The sequence below is a fragment of the Methylobacterium sp. A54F genome, assembly GCF_053346035.1.
The window spans coordinates 1-16409 of sequence record NZ_JBKFBF010000019.1 but is presented as its reverse complement, the minus strand read 5'-3'; the positions used below and the strand labels follow the sequence as shown (position 1 = coordinate 16409).

The 16409-nt window shown below is 71.1% G+C and carries 15 protein-coding genes; 6 read left to right on the top strand and 9 right to left on the bottom strand.

All coding sequences use genetic code 11. The annotated features are described in order from the left end of the window. Position 1: 1 nt before the first annotated feature. The 4 genes from ACLBXP_RS23135 to ACLBXP_RS23120 all read right to left on the bottom strand — a co-directional run bounded on the left by ACLBXP_RS23135 (position 2) and on the right by ACLBXP_RS23120 (position 3892). Positions 2-1219 carry a phosphopentomutase gene (locus ACLBXP_RS23135; RefSeq protein WP_447670184.1) on the bottom strand — a complete coding sequence of 406 codons (1218 nt, stop codon included), beginning with the start codon at positions 1217-1219 and terminating at the stop codon, positions 2-4. 4 nt (positions 1220-1223) lie between these two features. After that, positions 1224-2852, bottom strand: a complete 1629-nt coding sequence (locus tag ACLBXP_RS23130; RefSeq protein ID WP_447670183.1) for an ABC transporter ATP-binding protein — start codon at positions 2850-2852, stop codon at positions 1224-1226. A gap of 161 nt (positions 2853-3013) precedes the next feature. Next, the gene (locus ACLBXP_RS23125) at positions 3014-3442 is read right to left on the bottom strand and encodes an EamA family transporter (protein ID WP_447670182.1); all 429 of its coding nucleotides are present in this window, start codon (positions 3440-3442) and stop codon (positions 3014-3016) included. 3 nt (positions 3443-3445) lie between these two features. Continuing rightward, positions 3446-3892: a tautomerase family protein gene (locus ACLBXP_RS23120; RefSeq protein ID WP_447670181.1), complete on the bottom strand. Its 447-nt coding sequence runs from the start codon at positions 3890-3892 to the stop codon at positions 3446-3448. Between the two features lie 211 nt (positions 3893-4103). Here ACLBXP_RS23120 and ACLBXP_RS23115 point away from each other — a divergent pair, with 211 nt between their 5' ends. The 4 genes from ACLBXP_RS23115 to ACLBXP_RS23100 all read left to right on the top strand — a co-directional run bounded on the left by ACLBXP_RS23115 (position 4104) and on the right by ACLBXP_RS23100 (position 6433). Beyond that, positions 4104-4532: a MarR family winged helix-turn-helix transcriptional regulator gene (locus ACLBXP_RS23115; RefSeq protein WP_447670180.1), complete on the top strand. Its 429-nt coding sequence runs from the start codon at positions 4104-4106 to the stop codon at positions 4530-4532. 153 nt (positions 4533-4685) lie between these two features. Next, on the top strand, positions 4686-5288 hold the full coding sequence (locus ACLBXP_RS23110; RefSeq protein ID WP_447670179.1) for a TetR/AcrR family transcriptional regulator: 603 nt from the start codon (positions 4686-4688) through the stop codon (positions 5286-5288). Positions 5289-5419: 131 nt separating this feature from the next. Further along, entirely contained in the window at positions 5420-5650 is a 231-nt protein-coding gene (locus ACLBXP_RS23105; protein ID WP_447670178.1) for a hypothetical protein, read from the top strand. Positions 5651-5749: 99 nt separating this feature from the next. Next, positions 5750-6433: a type 1 glutamine amidotransferase domain-containing protein gene (locus ACLBXP_RS23100; protein ID WP_447670177.1), complete on the top strand. Its 684-nt coding sequence runs from the start codon at positions 5750-5752 to the stop codon at positions 6431-6433. 300 nt (positions 6434-6733) lie between these two features. Here the strand turns inward: ACLBXP_RS23100 and ACLBXP_RS23095 are convergent, their stop codons facing one another. Together ACLBXP_RS23095 and ACLBXP_RS23090 are read right to left on the bottom strand one after the other, a co-directional pair. After that, positions 6734-7117, bottom strand: a complete 384-nt coding sequence (locus ACLBXP_RS23095) for a nuclear transport factor 2 family protein (RefSeq protein ID WP_447670176.1) — start codon at positions 7115-7117, stop codon at positions 6734-6736. 512 nt (positions 7118-7629) lie between these two features. Continuing rightward, positions 7630-10416, bottom strand: coding sequence for a VCBS domain-containing protein (locus tag ACLBXP_RS23090; protein WP_447670175.1), 2787 nt, complete (start codon positions 10414-10416; stop codon positions 7630-7632). A 530-nt stretch (positions 10417-10946) separates the two neighbouring features. On the opposite strand from ACLBXP_RS23090, the gene ACLBXP_RS23085 reads away from it, so the two are divergent. After that, a complete protein-coding gene (locus ACLBXP_RS23085; RefSeq protein ID WP_447670174.1) occupies positions 10947-11879 on the top strand; it encodes a lytic transglycosylase domain-containing protein in 933 nt (310 codons plus the stop codon). Between the two features lie 85 nt (positions 11880-11964). Further along, on the top strand, positions 11965-12870 hold the full coding sequence (locus tag ACLBXP_RS23080) for an alpha/beta hydrolase (RefSeq protein ID WP_447670173.1): 906 nt from the start codon (positions 11965-11967) through the stop codon (positions 12868-12870). A 15-nt stretch (positions 12871-12885) separates the two neighbouring features. Here the strand turns inward: ACLBXP_RS23080 and ACLBXP_RS23075 are convergent, their stop codons facing one another. From ACLBXP_RS23075 to ACLBXP_RS23065, 3 genes are all read right to left on the bottom strand, one after another. After that, positions 12886-13143, bottom strand: coding sequence for a hypothetical protein (locus tag ACLBXP_RS23075; RefSeq protein WP_447670172.1), 258 nt, complete (start codon positions 13141-13143; stop codon positions 12886-12888). A gap of 96 nt (positions 13144-13239) precedes the next feature. Beyond that, positions 13240-14325, bottom strand: a complete 1086-nt coding sequence (locus tag ACLBXP_RS23070; RefSeq protein ID WP_447670171.1) for an alpha/beta hydrolase — start codon at positions 14323-14325, stop codon at positions 13240-13242. A 107-nt stretch (positions 14326-14432) separates the two neighbouring features. Then, positions 14433-16064, bottom strand: a complete 1632-nt coding sequence (locus tag ACLBXP_RS23065; protein ID WP_447670170.1) for an alpha-D-glucose phosphate-specific phosphoglucomutase — start codon at positions 16062-16064, stop codon at positions 14433-14435. Between the last annotated feature and the right edge of the window lie 345 nt (positions 16065-16409).

The following is a 16409-nucleotide window of genomic DNA, read 5'->3' as shown; positions in this document are numbered from 1 at the left end:
CCTACCAAGCCCGGCCCGCAGCGAGGGGCGGCAAGCCGAGGTGGCGGGCGAGCGTCGCGCCGATATCGGCGAAGCTGTCGCGCCGGCCGAGGTCGCGGGCCGGGATGCCGGGCCCGAAGGCGAGGATCGGCACCTGCTCGCGGGTGTGCTCGGTGCCGGCCCAGGTCGGGTCGTTGCCGTGGTCGGCGGTGATCACGCAGAGATCGCCCGGCCGGAGTGCGGCGCGCAGCTCCGGCACGCGGGCGTCGAAGGCCTCAAGCTCGGCGGCGTAGCCCGGCACGTCGCGGCGGTGGCCGTGCTCGGTGTCGAAATCCACGAGGTTCAGGAAGACGAGGCCACCGTCCGGCAGGTCGCCGAGAGCGGCGAGCGCGGCATCGAGGCAGGCCCTGTTGCCCGGCGGCTTCACCTCGCGCCCCGTGGCGCGGTGGGCGAAGATGTCGCCGATCTTGCCGACGCTCACCACCGGCCGGCCCGCTGCGGCGCAGAGGTCGAGCAGGGTCTCGCCCGGCGGGGCCGTCGCGTAATCCTTGCGGTTCGCCGTGCGGCGGAAGCCGGCCTCGGGCGAGCCCACGAAGGGCCGCGCGATGACGCGGCCGACCCGGTAGGCGTCGCAGAGCTCCCGGGCGAGGCCGCAGAGCGCGTAGAGCCGGTCGAGCCCGAAGGCCTCCTCGTGCGCGGCGATCTGGAACACGCTGTCGGCGGAGGTGTAGCAGATCGGCCGGCCCGTCCGCAGGTGCTCGGCTCCGAGGGCGTCGATGATGGCGGTGCCCGAGGCGTGGCAGTCGCCGAGGATGCCGGGGAGCCGGGCCCCCGCCACGAGGTCCCGCACCAGCGCCTCCGGGAAGGCCGGGCGCGCGTCGGGAAAGTGGCCCCAGGGCTCGGTGACGGGCACCCCGGCGATCTCCCAGTGGCCGGACGGGGTGTCCTTGCCGGCGGCGGTCTCGACGGCGTGGCCGTGAGCGGCCTCCGCCGCGCCGGTCGGGGCAAGGCCCGGCGGCACGCGCCCCGTCGCCCCCGCGGCGGCGAGCCCGAGGCCGAGCCGCGCGAGGTTCGGCAGGCGCAAGGGCCCGGCGCGCAGTCCTGCGCGGTCGCCGCGGCCCGCCGCGCAGGCCTCGGCGATGTGGCCCACCGTGTCGGCGCCCGCATCGCCGTAGCGCCCGGCATCCGGCGCGCCGCCGATGCCGACGGAGTCGAGCACGATCAGGAAGGCGCGGGGCATGCGTTCAGGCCGGCTCGGTGTCGGCGAGCGTCTCGCTCTCCAGCGCGAACGCGGCGGAGAACAGGGTGCGGGTGTAGGCGGTGCGCGGGCGCGCGAAGATCCCCTCCGCCGGCCCCTCCTCGACCACCTGCCCGTGCTGCATCACCAGCACGTAGTTGGCGAGCGCCCGCACCACCTTGAGGTCGTGGCTGATGAACAGGTAGGCGAGCCGGCGCTCCCGCTGCAGGTCGCGCAGCAGGGTGACGATCTGGGCCTGCACGGAGCGGTCGAGAGCGGAGGTCGGCTCGTCGAGCACGACGAAGCGGGGCTTGAGCACCATGGCGCGGGCGATGGCGATGCGCTGGCGCTGGCCCCCGGAGAACTCGTGCGGGTAGCGGTCCATGGCGGCGGGGTCGAGGCCCACATCGGTGAGCGCCTGCGCGACCACGGCCCGGCGCTCGGCCTTCGAGCCCGCGTTGCCCTGCACGACCAGCCCCTCCGCCACGATGTCGGCCACCGACATGCGCGGCGAGAGGGAGCCGTAGGGGTCCTGGAAGACCACCTGCATGTCCCGACGCAGGGGCCGCATGGCGGCCGCGCCGTAGTCCGCGATGCCCTGCCCGAGGAAAACGATCGGCCCCTCCGAGCCCGTCAGGCGCAGGAGCGCGAGGCCGAGCGTGGTCTTGCCGGAGCCCGACTCGCCGACGACGCCCACCGTCTCGCCCTCGCGCACCCGGATCGTCACCCCGTCGACCGCCTTGACGTGCCCGGTGGTGCGCCGGAAAAGGCCTTCCTTGAGGGGAAACCAGACCTTGAGGGGCCCGGCCTCGAGGAGCGGCGCGGCATCGGCCGGGACCGGGTTCGCGCGCCCCTTCGGCTCCGAGGCGATCAGGCGCTGCGTGTACTCGTGGCGCGGCCGCGCGAACACCTCGGCTACGGGCCCGGTCTCGACGATGCGCCCGCGCAGCATCACGCAGACGCGGTTGGCGATGCGCTGCACGATGCCGAGGTCGTGGGTGATGAACAGCATCGCCATGCCGAGGCGCTTCTGCAGATCGGCGAGCAGCGCCAGGATCTGGGCCTGAACGGTCACGTCGAGGGCGGTGGTGGGCTCGTCGGCGACGAGGAGGTCCGGCTCGCAGGCGAGCGCCATGGCGATCATCACGCGCTGGCGCTGCCCGCCGGACAACTCGTGCGGATAGGCGCCCATGCGCCGCTCGGCGTCCCGCAGGCCGACGAGTTCGAGGAGTTCGAGGATCCGGGCGCGGGCCTTTCGGCCCGACAGGCCGCGATGGAGCGAGAGCACCTCGCCGATCTGCCGCTCGATCGAATGGAGCGGGTTCAGGGAGGTCATCGGCTCCTGGAAGACCATGGTGATGTCGGCGCCGCGCACCGCCCGCATCCCGCTCTCGGGGAGCGCCAGGAGGTCGCGCCCCCGGAAGACGATGCGGCCGCCCGGATGATGGGCGGCGCCGTCGAGGAGGCGCAGGATCGACAGGGCGGTCACCGACTTGCCGGAGCCGGATTCGCCGACGAGGGCGAGCGTCTCGCCCGGCGCGATGGTGAAGGAGACGCGGTCCACGGCGAGCGTTTCGCCGCCCCCGCCCCGGAAGGCGACGGAGAGATCCTCGACGGACAGGAGCGGCTCGGGCATCGGCACCGTGGGTTCAGGGCACGCCGACCGCCGGCGCGGCCCGGGCCGTTATAGCGCGGCGGACCCCGCAGGGCGACCGGCCCAGCCGACACGTGCGGACGGGATCGACCCGCGGCCGAACGCCGGTGAGGTCGGAACCGCAGCGGTCCTTCCCAGCCGCTCTAGGTCGCCACCAGCAGGACGCCCGCGATCGCCAGAAGCATTCCGAGGGCGCGTCTCGCCGTCATCGGCTCTCCGAGCACCAGCACGCCGAGGACGGCTCCCCCGACGATGAACATGCCGTAGACGGGCACCACGATGCTCGCCGGCCCAAGCGAGAGCCCCTTGAACAGGGATCCGACAGCGACCGTCAGAGCCATGCCGGCAGCGTAGGCGTACAGCGCGCCGGGCTTCAGGAAGTCCGCCCCCGTCTTCCCGGCGAAGGCTCCGCCGAGCCACGCATTCAGGACAGCGGCGACCGCCACCATCGTGGTGGCGATGGCCAGGACCGCGAACGCGTTCAGGTCACCCGTACGGGTCGCGAGCTTCACCAGCAGGGTCACGGTCGAGTAGCCGACCATGCCGAGGGCTGCCCAGGCTACGTAGTGCATCCGTCAGACCACCACCCCTGCGCGGCGGAAATCCGCGATCTTCTCAGGGGAGAACCCCTGCCGCCATTCGGCCTCGCGCCCGGGCTCCGGCAAGGTGCGCCCGAACTCGATCATCTGCTCGGCGCCGATCTCCTGCACGTAGACCCAGATGTCCTCGCCACCGACACCCGCGACATCGCGCACGCGGTCCCTGATGTCGTCCATCAGCCCGCGCTTCTGTTCCGCGGTGCGACCGGCGCGGATCAGGCCGTGCACGTAGACGTGGGGTACGGGGTTCGGCCGGCCGCCGATGAAGTGCGCCGCCTGGGGTGAAGCATCGAAGAAGACCTGCGCGAGGTAGCCCGGTGCTCCGGTGTTGCCGCTATGAGCCTCGGTGATCGCGCTGGCGATCCGCTGCCTTCGGTCGTCATCCAGGATCAGGTTCGCGGTTCTGACGGTGTATGTCGGCATGGACCGATCCCCCATCACTGGCGGAGCAGAGGGGCGCCTCCGCGAAGAACCGCCCTCACATTCTCAGCGCGAAGCACCTGTGGCGTTCACGCCGGGACGATTCCGGGCCCTCGGGATCTGCCCCGCGCGTGACCTTGGCACGCACATCGCCGGGAGATATCAGCATATGCCGATAATGCTGTAAAGCTTGTCGGTGATCGGGAGCGCTGGGATGACGACCGTGGGGGCGAATGAACCGTGCCACTGCACCCTGTTGCGGAAGGCGGCCCGGCGGGTCTCGGCAATCTACGACCGGGAGCTGGCGGGGAGCGGCCTTCGCATCACGCAGTACGCCCTGCTCGCCGAGATCGGGAGGTCTGCCCCGATCTCGATCACGGACCTCGCCGCCGTCATGGTGATGGAGCGCAACGGTCTCGGCCACAACTTGCGCCTGCTGGAGCGTCAGGGCTTCGTCCTCCTTGCCGCCGGGCGGGACCGGCGAAGCCGCGCAGTCTCGCTCACGGAGTTCGGCCGGCAGCAGCTCGCCGAGATCCGCCCGCACTGGCAACGGGCGCAACGGCTGGTCGAGGCGACGGGCCTGATGGACGCAATTCGACAACCGCTCACATCTCTGGTGCAGCACGACGTACCTGCCGCATAGGGCATCCGCGCGTCTGCTGCCGTGATAATCGCTCTCGAAGGGGCCCGGCGCACATCCAGCCCGAGCAGGCATCGCCTACGCCCGACCACCCATCGCCGAAAAAAATGCGCGACATCTCTAGACGACCGGTCTAATCCGTTCTATCTCACCGTCATGGCACGCGTCAGCGCACAGTCCGACACCCGCCAGGGGATCCTCGATACCGCCTACGGCCTCGTCGGCGCGAAGGGGTTCTCCGGGGTCGGGCTCAACGAGATCCTGACCTCGGCCGGCGTGCCGAAGGGGTCGTTCTACCACTACTTCGGCTCCAAGGAGGCTTTCGGTGAGGCCCTCCTGGCGGACTACTTCGAAAGCTATCTCGCCGACCTCGACACGACGCTTGCCGAGCCGGGGCTGAGCCATGCCGAGCGCCTGATGACCTACTGGCGCAAATGGCAGGCCACGCAGGGCAGCATCGACTATCAGCGAAAGTGCCTCGCGGTGAAGCTTGCGGCGGAAGTCTCGGACCTGTCCGAGGCGATGCGCCTCGCCCTCAAGGGCGGCACAGCCGCGATCATCGAACGGCTGTCGCAATCCATCGCGGCGGGCGTGGCGGAGGGCTCCCTCACGATCGTGAGCGAACCGCATACCGCCGCCGAGGACCTGTATCACGTCTGGCTCGGTGCGAGCCTGATGGCCAAGATCGTCCGAACCGACGTTCCGTTCGAGGCTGCGATGGGCACGACCCGGCGCATCCTCGGCCTCGCGTCTCACTGATCCACCGCGTACCGGCCCTGCCGAGACCTAGTCCTCGTCACGCCAAATTTTTAGACGACCGGTCTACTCATCGAACGAATTATGCAGCTTCCCCGGGCCGGCGGGGAACGGAATCCTGACGGAGAGAACCCATGCCCCACCATACGACGACATCCCTTGCCGCGACCCTCGTTGCTGCCGGGCTGATGGCGATCCTGACCGCGCCGGACGCGACGGCCCAGGAGCGGATCACCCTGGAGACGATCGGCGCGGTCCGCATGGCCCGGTTCGAGGAGGTCCGCCCCACGACCGTCGAGCTGCGCCCCCCGCAAGCGGTGCCGGCGCGCGACCCGGCCGCGGACCGCACCGCGACGGCGCGATAGCGCCGGCCTTCCCTGGGCCGGCGCCGGGTCAAGGCCCCGGCGAACGGCCCGAACCTCGAGACTTTCCCCTCGCTTAAGCGAAAGACCCGGTGAACGACGATGAAGATCCTGATGGTGCTGACCTCGCACGACCGCCTCGGCGACACCGGCCGCAAGACCGGCTTCTGGCTGGAGGAACTCGCCGCGCCCTACTACGTGTTCAAGGATGCCGGAGCGGAGGTGGTCCTGGTGTCGCCCGAGGGCGGGCGCCCGCCGCTCGATCCGAAGAGCGCCGAGCCGAGCTTCCAGACCGACACGACGCGCCGCTTCGAAGCCGACGCGGCGGCCATGGCGCTGCTGGCCGAGACGGGCCGGCTCGATGCCGTCGACCACGCCGGCTTCGACGCCGTCTTCTATCCCGGCGGGCACGGGCCCCTGTGGGACCTTGCCGAGGATCCGGCCTCGATCAGGCTGATCGAGACGACGCTCGCCGCCGGCAAGCCCGTCGCCCTGGTCTGTCACGCCCCCGGCGTCCTGCGCCATGCCAGGGCGGCCGACGGGAAGCCCCTCGTCGAGGGTCGGAACGTCACCGGCTTCACGAACACCGAGGAGGAGGCCGTCGGCCTCACCGAGGTGGTTCCGTTCCTGGTGGAGGACGAGCTCAAGCGGAACGGCGGCCTCTACGCCAAGGGCGCCGACTGGGGGCCCTTCGTCGTGACGGACGGCCTGCTCGTCACCGGCCAGAACCCGGCCTCCTCGGGTCCCGCCGCCGAGCGTCTCGTCGCGCTACTCGCGAACCGCTGAGGACGCGGGCGCCCCCGGCGGCGCCCGCACCCACCCGACCGACCCCTTGCAGCCCGTCAGCGCCGTGCGAGGATCGTCCGCACGCGGGGACCACACGGTGCCAATCCGACCGATCCACGACCTTCGTGCGCGGGCGGCTGACGTGGTCGATCCAAGCGTCGTTCTGCCGATACTCGGCGCGCGAGCGATCCGAGCATCGTGGCAGATCGCCTCCGCGAGACCTTCGCGGACGTGCGGATGAACCCGTGAGCGTCCGCGTCCCACGATGCGACGCACGAAAGAGAAGCAGGCGCCGAACCTTCAAAACATCCCGTTCGGGTTCGCCGATGTCTCGGGCAGGACCTGAAGCACGTCCCAGTGCTCCACGATCAGGCCCCTCTCGTCGAGCCGGAAGATGTCGATGGCCGCGTAGTCGTGGTCGCCCGGCCAGGACTGGAGGCAGTGCAGCACGACCATGTCGCCCTCCGCGATGGCCCGCTTCACCTCGACCCGCTTGCCCGGCCACGCGCGGGCCATGCGTTCGAAATAGGCGATGAACCCGTCCTTGCCGGTGGCGACGTGGGGGTTGTGCTGGATGTAGTCTGCGCCGGCGTAGCGCGCGATGGCCTCGCGCGGGCGGCACTCGTTGAACATCAGCTCGTAGAACGCGATCACGTTCGCCTTGTTCTGCGCAAGATCCGACATGCCGTCTCCGTCATCGGGAGCAAGGGGCACCGCTCCCTTCTCGTGCAATCCACGAGATCGCTGATGGCGGATGCGAGAATGCCCCTCGTCGGCGAACAGGGACCATGTGAGGACCGAGCAGGCAAGGGGCCGCCTTCCACCCCAACCGGTTGTCGCCGCGGTCAGTCCGATCGAGCCTTCGCCCCGAAATCGGAACCCGCTCACCTGGGCCCGACGCGGGAGATCCTTCGACCCGTGCAGGTTGTGGAGCCAGCCGGAAGCGCGTTCCGAGAGCGGCCTTCGCCAGCCGTCTGGCAGATATCAGGGCTGGACTCTGTCGGTCATAGCCTTCCAGACCAGCGCCAGCCGACAACCGAAGACACGTAGCATCTCGGTTGGGCGTTGCAGATGCGGATCTCCCGGGCCGTCGGGCGCCTCATGGGCCGGCCTGCGATGGTCGGCCGGGGGTCCACACGGCAGGAAGCCCCGCAGCCTCTCGGCGACGGGGCTCCCTGGTCTCAACCCGCACTGGCTCAGGCGAAGAAGCCGGCGTTGACCGCGCTCGCCTGTACGCCGCGGAGGTCGACCGTGCCGCCGCCGGAAAGCGTCAGCCGGGCCGAGCCGTCCGTGTCCGTGTCGACGCGATAGGTCTGGCCCTGCAGGTCGATGCGGTCACCATCCGCCTGGCTGAAGCCGAGGATCAGGTCGCGGCCGGAATTGGCACCGAACACGTAGCGGTCCGCGCCGAGGTCGCCCGAGAGCACATCGTCCCCGAGATCCCCGTAGAGGACGTCGTTGCCCTGGCCGCCGTAGAGCGTGTCGTTGCCCTGTCCGCCGTAGAGCGTGTCCGTGCCCATGCCGCCGAGCAGGAGATCGGCGCCTAGATTGCCGAACAGGAGGTCGTCGCCGCGATCACCCGAGAGCCAGTCGTCACCCTGGCCGCCGAACAGGCTGTCCTGACCCATCCCGCCCCACAGGCTGTCGTTGCCCTGATTACCGAACACCGCGTCGTTGCCCATGTTGCCGAACACGACGTCGTTGCCCTCCAGCGCCAGGTAGCGATCGTCGCCACCGAGCAGGCTGATCGTGTCGTCTCCGGGCGTGCCGATGAGGTCGTCGTTTCCTTCCGAGCCCTGCCCGCCGCTGCCGCCCGCCGGATTGCCCGGCCCGGCACCGCCGCCATCGTCGGAGGGCGGCTCGCTCTGGCCGTTGACGACGAACGACAACGTCGTCTCCGTGCCGTCGCTCGAGAACACCAGGAAGCTTTCCGTCCGCGACTCACCGGTGTTGAGGTATTGAACCGCGCTGTTGGCGACGGAATACGTGTAATCGAGCGAGGCTCCATTGCCGGACAGGGCGAGGGTGCCCAGCGTGTTTCCGACCGGCGTGACGGTCGAACGGAAGGTCGATTCGCCGGCATCGACGTCGTCGACCGAAATGGTGCCGGTGGCGGCAAGGCGCCCGTCCGGCAGCACGCCCGTATCTTCGGTCACCGCAGTCGCGCCCGTCGTCGTGAACGTCGCGGCGTCGTTCGCACCGGCGATCGTGACGGCGAGGGTCGTGCTGGAGGTGGCACCCGCCCCGTCGGCCATGGTGTAGCTGAACGTGTCGGTCAGGGTGTTACCGGCGGAGGCAAGGGCCTGAACGGCGGCGCTGCTGTTGTCCACCTGATAGCTGTAGCTGCCATTGCCGTTCAGCGTGAGCGATCCGTACGCGCCGGCGACCATGCTGCCGAGGGATCCGGGCGTGCCGTTGAAGCCGACGGCGGTGACGGTCTTGGTGTCGCCCGTATCGGCATCCGTATCGTTGGCGAGCACGTTGCCGGCGGCATCCGATCCCGGCGTCGCATTGCCGATCCCGCCAGCCTCTGTGGCGGCCGCGGTGTCGGCGACAGCGGTCGGCGCGTCGTTGATGGAATTGATGGTCAGCGTCACGGAGGCGGTCGTCGGCTGCGCCACGACTCCGTCGGTCAGGGACAGCGTGAGCGCCGTCTGCGTCGCCTGACCGGGCGGAGCACGATTGGCGATCGGCGTGTAGACGACGTTGCGAAGGGCAGCCTCGACTGCCGCCCGCGAGCCGGAGACCGTGTAGGCGTTCGCGGTGAGGGTTCCGGTGCCGCTCGAATTGGACAGGCTGCCGACCGCAGGATCGAAGCCGACCCTCGCACTCAGGGTCTGCCCCACGTCCGGATCGATGATCTGGAGGTCGGCGAAGCGGCTGCCGACAGCATCATCATCGAGCGTGGCATCGCCCACGCCGGCAATCGACGGCGCGTCGTTGACGGCGGCGACGGTCACGTTCCGCGTCGCGACGGCACTGCTGTTGATCCCGTCGCTGGCCGTGAACTGGATCGTGCGCGTCGCCGTGCTCGGGGCGTCGGAATCGGCCGTGAAGGTCACGGAGCGCAGGGCAGCCTGGAACTGGGCGAGGGTGGCCGAGTTGTCCGCCGACGTGAGGGTCAGGGTCGCACCCGAGGCGTTGCCCTGGATGTTTCCGTAGAGGGCCGAGTTCGCCGAGAAGGCGAGCCGATCCTGGCCGGCCACGTAGCCTGTGGTGATCGACACGGCCGCGGACGCAAGCGTGCTGCTATCCGCGTCGGCGAGCGTCAGGGATGGATCGATGGGCGTCGGCGTTTGCTCGGTGGCCGCGGCAGTGCCGGTCGACGTCGTGACCACCGGCGCGTAGCTGACCGGCTGCGGAGGCGCATCGCGGTAGGTGATGATGTTCTCGGAAACGACGAGATTGCTGGCGTTGTAGTTGCCGGTGAAGTTGACCGTCCTCGTCCCGCCGCCCTGCAGATTGAAGGTGACCTTGTTCGCCGAGATGGTCGACGATACGACGTCGGTTCCACTGTAGCTTATGAAGTCGTCTGCGCCGAAAGACCTGACGGTTCCGTCGAATTGGGTGGAAAACTGAAGCGCCCCGCCGCCGCGACTAAAATCTATGACTTGCGACGAACCTGAACCGTTCCACTGATACGTACCATAATTGTTGAGGTAGACGGTCCCTGCCGCGGAATCGATGAACTGACCCGCGAACAGGCCGCCGGCATTGATGGTCAAGCTTCCGGAGCCGGAATTGATCGAGTAGAAATCCCCGGCCAGCCGCGTCGTCCCGATCATCAGAATGCCGGTGACGTTCAGCGTAGCGCTCGCAGCGTCGAGCAGCAGTCCGGACGTCTCGTCATACATCGACGCCGTGACGGTGCTGCCCGCGCCGATGACGGCCGTATTGCCGGCCCCAGGCTTACTGCCGGTGGACCAGTTGGTGCTGTCCCAGTCGCCTGCCCCGCCGAGCCATCTCACGTTGACGGTCGCCATCGCGCCCTCCCTGCATCGTTCCGGTGGCTGGGCTTCTGCGAGCCCGACTTAAGTCCGCGCGGCTGTGGCGCGGCAGATGCTGCATGGATTACGGAGCGGCCGGCAGGAGCGCCAGCGTTTCATTAACGTATCGTTAAAATGATCCGTCTGCTCCATGAGACTAAACTGGATCGCATCGCAAACAAGGCTGAAATTTGGCGTATACTGTCGAATGTCGCACACGGTCGTATGGGCAGAATACTTAACCGCATCGCGGAACTTTCGCACCGACGAATGCTCAAGCTTTGCTTCAATCCCAAGGCCGCCGCGATCATCCTGGGCTTCGTCGACGAAATCAGTTCGCCAGCGACGCGCCGTGTCCGGGGCGCCTCGCTCGGGTCGGAGACGGGCCGGCTCGCTTCCGTGAAGGCCGGCGGAACCGTACCGTGCGCTTCGATGCCTCGCCACGCGGAGGCGGACGGTCGCGAAACCATCCCGACCCGCCATTCCCGCAGTTGGGCCGAGCCCGCTTTCGCCCTAGAACCGGAGCGGTGTCCCGGCTTCTCCCCTCCCTCGCCCTCGCCCCGCTCCTGCTGGCGCCCGGCCCGGCCCTCGCCGTCCCCTCGGAGGGGGCCACCGAGACCGTCGAGCAGGCGCTGTGCCGCCTGATCGAGGGGTCGGCGCGGGCGCGCGGCCTGCCGATCCCGTTCCTGACGCGGCTGATCTGGCGCGAGAGCAGCTTTCGGGTCGGCGTGGTGAGCCCCGCGGGCGCGCAAGGGGTCGCGCAGTTCATGCCCGGCACGGCCCGCGAGCGCGGCCTGCTCGACCCGTTCGACCCCGAGCAGGCGATCCCGCACGCGGCCCACCTCCTCGCCGACCTGAAGCGCCAGTTCGGCAACCTCGGCCTCGCGGCGGCGGCCTACAACGGCGGCGCGACCCGGGTCTCGAACTGGCTCGCGGGCAGCGGCGGCCTGCCGGCCGAGACCCGCGCCTACGTCATCGCCATCACGGGCGCGCCCGCCGAGGACTGGCGCGGCGGTGCGTCGAGCGTCGAGATGGGCCCGCCGCAGGGCGGCAGCCAGGACGCACCCAAGGAGCCCGCCAAGGAGACGCCGAAGGCGGAGGCGGAGCGGAAGGAGCCGCCCGAGCAGGGCTGCCTGCAGGTCACCGCGGCCCTGCGCATCCCCTCCCGCGGGGACCGCTTCGCCCTCGGGCCGAACGAGGGGCCGGCGGCGCCCTGGGGCATCCAGCTCGCCGGCAACTTCTCGAAGGCGCTCGCGCTGCAGAGCTTCTCGCGGTCGCGGGCGCGCTACGCCGGCGTGATCGGCGAGGTGCGGCCGATGATCATCGGCACGCGCCTGCGCAACCGCGGCACCCGGGCCTTCTACCGCATCCGCATCCCGGCCGAGAGCCGGCAGGCCGCCGACGCGCTGTGCGGGCGGATCCGCGGCGTCGGCGGCGCCTGCATCGTGCTCCGGACCTGACGGGCCCGCAAAACGGCCACGCCCGGCCATGAATCCGCCCCGACCCTCGTGCGATCAGGCGGGGACAGGGCCAGCAGAGAGCCGAATGACACGTCTCCTCACGTCGATTGCCAGTCTCCTCTGCCTCGGGCTCGCCGCCCTCGGCGTCGCCTCCTGCTCGCCGCTCGCCCTGTTCGACGCCCTCGGGCCGCGCGACCCCGGGGGCCGCCAGGCGCTGAAGAACGAGCCCTTCGGCTCGCACAAGCGCCAGCGCCTCGACGTCTACGTGCCCAGTGCCGGCAGCGAGAACGCGCCGGTCCTGGTGTTCTTCTACGGCGGCTCCTGGCAGGGCGGCGACAAGGGCGACTACGCCTTCGTGGGCCAGGCGCTCGCCGCCCAGGGCTTCGTCACCGTCCTGCCGGACTACCGCCTCTACCCCGAGGTGCGCTTCCCGGCCTTCCTGGAGGACGGCGCCGCCGCCATCGCCTGGGTGCGCGACAACATCGCGGCCTACGGGGGCGACCCGCGCCGCATCGTGCTCGCCGGCCATTCGGCGGGCGCCTACAACGCCGTGATGCTCGGCCTCGACCCGCGCTACCTGCGGGCGGCCGGCGTCGACCCGCGGGTGGTGCGCGCGGTGGCCGGCCTGTCGGGGCCCTACGACTTCCTGCCCTTCGACCAGGACACCTCGATCCGCGTCTTCGGACAGGCGCCGGAGCCCGCGCTCACCCAGCCCGTCCACTTCGCCGGGGCCCACTCGCCGCCCGCCTTCCTGGCGAGCGGGGACGCCGACACCGTCGTGCGCCCGCGCAACACCCAGAGCCTCGCGGCCAAACTCCGCGCCGCCCACGTCCCCGTGCAGGAGCGGATCTATCCCGGGCTCGACCACGCCGACACGCTCCTCGCCCTCTCGGTGACCTTCCGGGCGAAGGCGCCGGAACTCGCCGAGATGGCGGCCTTCCTCAAGGCCCAGGCCGCCCCGCGCACGCAGGTGACGGTCGGGCGGCGCTGAGGGACCGGCCCCGGCTCAGATTCCGAACCGGGTGACCGCCCGGCGCATCGAGGCGCGATAAGCCTCGCGCTCCGCGACCTGCGCGGCCCGGCAGCGGGCGAACGCCGCGCTGCCCGGGCGCAGGCCTTCGGCGCGGCAGGCGGCCTCGTCCCGCGCGGCGAGCGCCGCCTCGTCGAGCGGCCGCCCGCCGAGGCCGGGCTCGGTCCAGGTGTGGCAGCCTGAAACGGACAGGAGGCCGAGGCACACGAGGGTCGGGAGGGCGAGGCGCCGCATCGGCCCTCCTTCGGGCATGGGCCGCCCGCGCGGGCGCGGGCCGAGGAACCGGCGCCCCGTGACGGCCACGGAGCGCCGAGGGGGAAGCGCCCGCGGTCAGTTCAGCGCGAGCGGGTCGGCCTCGTTGAGGAAGGCCGAGACCTCGCGGAAGAACTGCATGCGGTTCTTCTCCATCATCACCGTGTGGGTGCCCTCGCCGAGCTCGATGAAGCGCTTGTAGGGCGTGGCGGTGAGCTGCGTGAAGTACTCCTGCGCCTGGTAGCTCGGCAGGTCGGCGTCCCATTCGGCGTGGATCACCAGGGTCGGGACCCGGATCAGGCCCGGATCGTACAGGGGCTTGCCGGCCTGCCAGTAGGCCACCGAGTCAGCGATGATGCCGTTCGGGGCCCGCAGGACCGGCGGCGACTGCGCGGCGCCGACCGCATCCGTCGCCCAGGTCGCATCGGCCCATTGCTCGAACCAGCCGGCGGGGATCAGGCCGGCGCGCTTGTCCTCCGGCACGCCCTTCAGCCAGCGGTCGCGCGCGCTGTCCCGCGAGACGCTCCGGTAGGCGCCGAGCGGCCCGGTGTTGCCGAGGTTCGGCGGCGCCTTGGCGAGCCATTGCGGCGCGTAGAGCACCAGCCGGTTCACCCGCTCGTTGTTCTGCGAGGTGTAGAGCCCCATGGTCGAGGTGCCCCAGGACCAGCCCATCAGGTTGATCTTGTCGACGCCCCGCCGCTTCAGGATGGTGTCGACCGCCGTGCCGACCGCGCGGGCCGCGTCCGGCGTGCGCATGAAGGGCGCGTTGTCCTGGGCTGGCGCGCTCATCTGCTGCGGCCGGCTGGACAGGCCGTAGCCCGGCAGGTCGACGAGGTAGACGTCGTAGCCCTGGGCGGCGAGGTAATCCATCATCGAGAGCCCGCCGAGCGGCAGGTCGAACGAGGTCGAGGCCGGGTAGGTCGCCCCGTGCACGTAGAGCAGGATCTTCTCCGCCGGGAAGCTGGCGCTTCCGGCCCGGTGCTTGTTGCGAACGTAGAGCTCGATGCCGGCCTCGCCCGTCGGCACCCGGAAGCTCTCGGTCTGCAGGTCGGCGCCGGCACCCGACGCGGCGGCCGCCCGCCCGCCGAGGCCCGGCAGGGCCCCGAGGGCGCCGGCGGCGCCGAGCCCCAGGAGGAGCTGGCGTTTCGTCGATGTTCTCCGCATCGTCTTCTCCCATCCGCCATGAGGGCGGATGGGATCTTGAAGCACCTCGCCGCAGCCGCCGCAACGCGGGTCCGTGACGGGCGCGCGCGGTCGTTCTGCGGCGGCGTTCAGGTGACGACGCTGGGCTCGGCGCGCCCGGTCAGGCCGGCGATGTCGGCGATCGCCCCGGCGGCGGCGATCACCGGCGCCAGCACCGCCTGCACGGGCTCCTCGTGGCGGGCCGGGTCGGCCTCGTAGCGCTCGATGTAGACCCGCAGCGTGGCGCCCGCGGTGCCGGTCCCCGAGAGGCGGTAGACCACGCGGGCGTCCTCGGCGAACAGGACGCGGATGCCCTGGGCTTCGGTCACCGAGCCGTCGACGGGATCGACGTAGCGGAACTCGTCCGCGGCCGAGACCGTGAGCCCCTCGATCTGCTGCCCGGGCAGGCTCGCGAGGCGGGCGCGCAGGCCGTCCATCAGGCGGGCGGCGGCGGCCGCGTCGATCTCCTCGTAATCGTGCCGGGTGTAGTAGTCGCGGCCGTAGGTCCCCCAGTGCGCCCGCACCAGGGCGTCGGCGCGGGTGCCCGTCGCCGCCAGGATGTTGAGCCAGAGCAGCACCGCCCAGAGGCCGTCCTTCTCCCGGACGTGGTTCGAGCCGGTGCCGGCGCTCTCCTCGCCGCACAGGGTGATGAGCCCCGCATCGAGCAGGTTGCCGAAGAACTTCCAGCCCGTCGGCGTCTCGCAGGCGCGGATGCCGAGGCGCGCGGCCACGCGGTCCACCGCGCGGCTCGTCGGCATGGAGCGGGCGACCCCCGCGAGGCCGCCCGCGTAGCCCGGCGCCCGATGGGCGTGGTCCGTGAGCACCGCGAGGCTGTCGCTCGGGGTCACGAACAGGCCCGGCGCCACGATCATGTTGCGGTCCCCGTCCCCGTCCGAGGCCGCCCCGAAATCGGGCGCGTCGGGCCCGAGCATCAGGTCCATCAGCGCGGCGGCGTGCACGGGGTTCGGATCGGGGTGGTGGCCGCCGAAATCCGGCTCCGGCGTGCCGTTGACCACGGTGCCGGCCGGCGCGCCGAGCTCACCCTCCAGGATCGCCGTGGCGTAGGGGCCCGTCACCGCGCTCATCGCGTCGAAGCGCATCCGGAAGCCGCCCGCGAACAGGGCGCGGATCGCCGGAAAGTCCAGGAGCTCGCGCATCAGGGCGGCGTAGTCGGCGACCGGGTCGATCACCGCCACCGTCATGGGGCCGAGGCTGCTGGTGCCGATCGCGTCGAGGGCGACGTCGGGCGCCTCGACGATGCGGTACGCGTTGATGTCCCGGGTGCGGGCGTGGATCCGGTTGGTGACGCCCTCAGGGGCCGGGCCGCCGTTTGCGGTGTTGAACTTGATGCCGAAATCGCCCTCCGGGCCGCCGGGGTTGTGGCTCGCCGAGAGGATGATGCCGCCGATCGCCCCGTGCTTGCGGATGACGCAGGAGGCCGCGGGCGTGGAGAGCAGCCCGCCCCGGCCGACGAGGACGCGCCCGAACCCGTTGGCGGCGGCGATCTTCAGCGTCGTCTGCACCACCTCGCGGTTGAGGTAGCGGCCGTCGCCCCCGAGCACCAGGGTCGCGCCCGACCGGTCCTCGATCGTGTCGAAGATCGCCTGGACGAAGTTCTCGACGTAGCCGGGCTCGCGGAAGACCGGGACCTTCTTGCGCAGGCCCGAGGTGCCCGGCTTCTGGTCCGGGAAGGGGGTGGTCGGCACGGTCCGCACGGTCATTCGGTCAGCTTCCCTCGGGGGGTCCTCATGCGGCTCCGGCCCCGGGCCCGGGAGCGGCCGCCCGCGCGGGGCACGTTAGCGGGGCCCGGACGGGGCGGGAATGGGCGGCGGCCCGCGGGCGGGGTCCGCGCGGGGATTTCCCCCGCGGAGCGTCCCTTCCGAAAAGCCGGACAGCCGCCACGACGGCGCGCGCCCGGTCGCCGTCAGTAGGTGTCGTCCACCGGCGGCGCGGTCGGCTGGAGCGGCAGCGGCTCGTCGGGTGCGGGACGCGACGGCCGCGGGCTGCGGGTCGGAGCGGCCGGCCGCGCCGGTGCGGGCGCCGGCGCCGCGGCCCGGGGCCCGGGC